Origin of the sequence: Streptomyces sp. NPDC050619, assembly GCF_040654815.1 — a bacterium.
Lineage (GTDB): Bacteria > Actinomycetota > Actinomycetes > Streptomycetales > Streptomycetaceae > Streptomyces.
Genome location: NZ_JBFAIR010000102.1, coordinates 1 through 4,619 on the forward strand (window position 1 = coordinate 1; position 4,619 = coordinate 4,619).

Below are 4,619 nucleotides of genomic sequence, written 5' to 3' on the forward strand. Positions count from 1 at the left end.
CAGGCTGCGGCGGGTGTGGCGGGTGTGATCAAGATGGTGATGGCGCTGCGGCACGGTGTGCTTCCGGCGACGTTGCATGTGGATGAGCCGACGCCGCATGTGGACTGGTCGGCGGGTGCGGTGGAGTTGCTGACGGCGGCGGAGGAATGGCCTGAGGTCGACCGGCCGCGGCGTGCTGGTGTGTCGTCCTTCGGGATCAGCGGCACCAACGCGCATGTGATTGTCGAGCAGGCCCCCGAAGCTGCGGCCGCCGCCGAGACCGCCGTGGAGGAGGAGCTCCCTGCTTCGGGTCTGGTGCCGTGGGTGGTGTCGGCGCGCAGTGGTGAGGCGCTGGTGGAGCAGGCGGGTCGGCTGGCTGCGTGGGTGGAGGAGCGGCCGGGGTTGGGTGCGGCGGCGGTGGGTCGTTCGCTGGCGGTGTCGCGTGCCCGGTTCGAGCATCGTGCGGTGGTGGTGGGGGAGGGTCGTGGTGAACTCCTGGATTCGCTGCGGGCGTTGATTCCGGGTGAGCCTGTTTCCGGTGGTGGGCTGGCGTTCTTGTTTTCGGGGCAGGGGAGTCAGCGGTTGGGGATGGGGCGGGAGTTGTATGGGAGTGAGCCGGTGTTTGCGGCTGCTTTCGATGAGGTGTGTGCGGCTCTTGATGTGTATTTGGGTTGTTCGCTGGCTTCGGTGATTTCGGGTGGGGCGGGTCCGGAGTTGTTGGGCCGGACGGGGTTTACGCAGCCTGCGTTGTTTGCGGTTGAGGTGGCGTTGTTCCGGTTGGTGTCGCATTACGGTGTTGTTCCGGATTATGTGGTGGGGCATTCGGTGGGTGAGATTGCGGCGGCGCATGTGGCGGGTGTGTTGTCGTTGGGGGATGCGGCGCGGTTGGTGTGTGCGCGGGCGCGGTTGATGGAGGCGTTGCCCGCGGGTGGTGCGATGGCGGCTGTGGGTGCGGGTGAGGGTCGGGTTGTGGGGTGGCTTGAGGGTCGTGTGGGTGTGGGTGTGGCGGGGGTGAACAGTCCTTTGGGGACGGTGGTGTCGGGTGATGAGGCTGGGGTTGTTGAGGTGGTGGAGGTGGCGCGGGCGGCGGGGGTGAAGGCGACGCGTCTGGCGGTGAGTCATGCGTTTCATTCGGCTCGTCTGGACGGGATGCTGGATGAACTGACCGAGGTTGCGGGTGAGTTGACGTATGGCGTGCCGCGTATTCCGGTGGTGTCGAATGTGACCGGTGGGCTGGTGGGTGAGTTCACCGCGGAGTATTGGGCGGTGCAGGCGCGTTCGGCGGTGCGGTTCGCTGATGGGGTGGCGACGCTGCGGGGTTTGGGGGTGTCGGCGTTTGTGGAGCTGGGTCCGGATGCGACGTTGTCGGGTCTGGTGCGTGAATGCCTCGCCGGCGAGGACGATTCTGCCGATTCCGCTGGGTCGGTTGTGGTGGTGCCGGTGTTGCGGCGTAAGCAGCCCGAGCGGCGGGCGTTCTTGTCGGCTCTCGCGGGTGTGTATTCCCATGGGGTGGAGGTGGACTGGGCGAAGTTCTATCCGCACGGCACGGCCGCGGTGGATCTGCCCACGTATGCCTTCCAGCGTGAGCGTTTCTGGCTGGATGTGCCGCGGTCGGGTGATGCCGCGGGTCTGGGGCTTGGGGCTGCTGATCATCCGTTGTTGGCGGCGGTGATTGCGGACCCGGGTGGGGATGGTGTGCAGTTCACGGCGTCGGTGTCGCTCGCGACGCATCCGTGGCTGGCCGATCATGCGATCGGTGAGACGGTTCTGGTTCCGGGTACGGCGTTCCTGGAGCTGGCCGGCCATGCCGGTGAGCACCTCGACTGCCCCGTGGTCGAAGAACTCACCCTCCAGTCACCGCTGGTGCTCTCGCCCAAAGCCGGTGTACAGCTGCGGCTGACGGTGGATGCCGCTGATGAGCGTGGTGAGCGTCGGTTCACTGTGTACTCGCGCGGCGTGGAGGAGGAGTGGACGGCCCATGCTGCCGGGCTGCTCGGGGTGTCGGCGTCCTCTGCGGGGGTGGCGCTGGAGCAGTGGCCGCCGGCGGGCGGTGTGCCTGTCGATCTGGCTGGTGTCTACGAGCGGTTGGCTGATCTGGGGTATGGCTACGGTCCGGCCTTCCAGGGACTGCGTGCCGCCTGGCGTGCCGGTGATGACCTGTTCGCCGAGGTCGAGCTGCCCGAGCCGATGCATGCGGACGCCGCTCGCTTCGGCATCCACCCGGCCCTCCTCGACGCCACCCTCCACCCCCTGGTGCTGGAAGCAGCGGCCTCGGCGCAGAACGATGCCGAGATCCGGCTGCCGTTCTCCTTCGCGGGCTTCGCGCTGCACGCGGTCGGCGCGACCGTGCTGCGGGTGCGGTGGACTCGGACCGGACAGGACACCGCAAGCCTGACCGTCGCGGATGGCGCTGGGGCGCCGGTGGCGGTGATCGACTCGGTCGTGCTGCGGCCGATCGCCCGTGAACAGCTCACCGTGACGGAAACCTCCTTCGAGTCGCTGTACCGCATCGACTGGGAGCCCTTGGCGGCCGTGCCAGCAGCGGAGCCGGAGACGGTCAGCCTGGATGCGACGGGGCCGTATCCCGATCTCGCCGCACTCGCCGCCGCCGTCGAAGCAGGCACCGCCGTACCTGAATACGTGGTGCTCACCGAGGAGTTCACCGCACCAACCGATTCCTCCGGGGACATCCTCGCGCTGGGCCACGCGGTGGCGCGGCGCGGGCTCGAACTGGTGCAGACGTGGCTGGCCGGCGAGCACTTCTCGGACAGCAAGCTCGTGGTGGTCGTGCCGGACGGCGCACTCCACACGTCACCACTGTCGGGCCTGATCCGTACCGCGCAGTCCGAGCAGCCCGGTCGGCTCGTCCTCGTACATGTACAGGACGAGGCCGGGTTGGGGTCGTTGCCTGTGGTGTTGGCTTCGGGTGAGCCGGAAGTGGCGGTGCGTGGTGGGGAGTTGTTCGTGCCGCGGCTGGCGCGTGCGGCGTCTGCGTCTGTTTCCGGGGCGGTGGGTCTGGATCCGGAGGGGACGGTGTTGGTGACGGGTGCTCTGGGGACCTTGGGTCGTTTGGTGGCGCGGCGTTTGGTGACGCATCACGGTGCTCGTCATTTGTTGTTGGTGAGTCGTCGTGGTGGGGCTGCTGAGGGTGCGGCGGAGTTTGTGGCGGAGTTGGCGGGGTTGGGTGCTGATGCGTCGCTGGCGGCTTGTGATGTCGCTGATTTCGATGCGTTGGCGGGTGTGTTGGATGCGGTGGCGGTGGAGCGTCCGTTGACGGCTGTGGTGCATGTGGCGGGGGTGCTGGATGACGCGACGGTGCAGTCGTTGACGGAGGGGCATTTGGAGCGGGTGTTGCGTCCGAAGGTGGACGCGGCCTGGAATCTCCATCGGCTGACGTGGCATCACAAGCTCTCCGCGTTCGTGGTGTTCTCTTCGGTCGCTGGTCTGGTCGGGAATGCGGGGCAGGGCAATTACGCGGCGGCGAACACCTTCCTCGACGCCCTGGCTCAGCACCGTCGTGCCCGGGGCCTGCCCGCCACCTCCCTCGCCTGGGGGCTGTGGGACAGCGTCGACGGCATGGCCGGAAGCCTCGGAGATGCCGACGTGGCCCGCTGGAAGCGCAACGGCATCGTGCCGCTCTTGCCGGAACTCGGCTTGGCACTGTTCGATGCGGCCCTCGAGTCGGCGGAGCCGCTGCTCGTCCCCGCGGAGCTCGACCTGGCCGCCCTGCGTGCCGTGGCCGAGGAAGGCGCGCTGCCAGGGCTGTTCCGCGGCCTCGTACGGGTGCGGCGCCGGCAGGTGGCCCGTGCCGCACGAGGCACCGACTCCTCCTGGGTGGAGCGCCTGGTCCAGCTGTCTGCCGAGGAGCGCGCGCAGGCCGTGCTGCAGACGGTGCGCGAGACCGTGGCCCTGGTCCTCGGCCACGGCGCCACCTTCGACATCGACGCGTCCAGGGCCTTCAAGGAGTTGGGTTTCGATTCGCTGACGGCGGTGGAGTTGCGTAATCGGCTGAATGCGGCGACGGGTCTGCGGTTGCCTACCACTCTTGTTTTCGATCATCCCTCGCCGGATTCGGTGGCCGGGTTCCTGCTGGAGCAGTTGGATGAGACGGGGACCGCTGCGGTTCCTGCGGTTGCTGCTCATTCGGTGGGTATTGATGAGCCGATTGCGGTGGTGGGGATGGGGTGTCGTTATCCGGGTGGGGTGGTGTCGCCGGAGGGTTTGTGGCGTTTGGTGGTGGAGGGTCGGGATGCGGTGGGTGGTTTTCCGACTGATCGTGGTTGGGATGTGGAGGGTCTTTATGATCCGGATCCGGATCGGTTGGGGAAGTCTTATGCGCGTGAGGGGGGTTTTCTTTATGATGCGGCGGAGTTTGATGCGGAGTTTTTCGGGTTGAGTCCGCGTGAGGCGGTGGCGACGGATCCTCAGCAGCGGTTGTTGTTGGAGGTTGTGTGGGAGGCGTTGGAGCGGGCGGGGATTGATCCTGGTTCGTTGCGGGGTTCTTCGACGGGTGTGTATGCGGGGGTGATGTATAACGATTATGGTTCGCGTTTTGGGGGTGCTCCGGAGGGTTTTGAGGGGCATTTGCTGACGGGGACGATTGCGAGTGTGTTGTCGGGTCGGGTGGCGTATTCGTTGGG

1 protein-coding gene is annotated in these 4,619 nt (G+C 67.0%); it reads left to right on the forward strand.

What is annotated here, in order from left to right:
* Window positions 1–33 precede the first annotated feature (33 nt).
* Window positions 34–4,619 (forward strand): type I polyketide synthase (locus tag AB0I77_RS53160; RefSeq protein ID WP_363290266.1); only part of this gene is annotated, 4,586 nt, incomplete at its 3' end.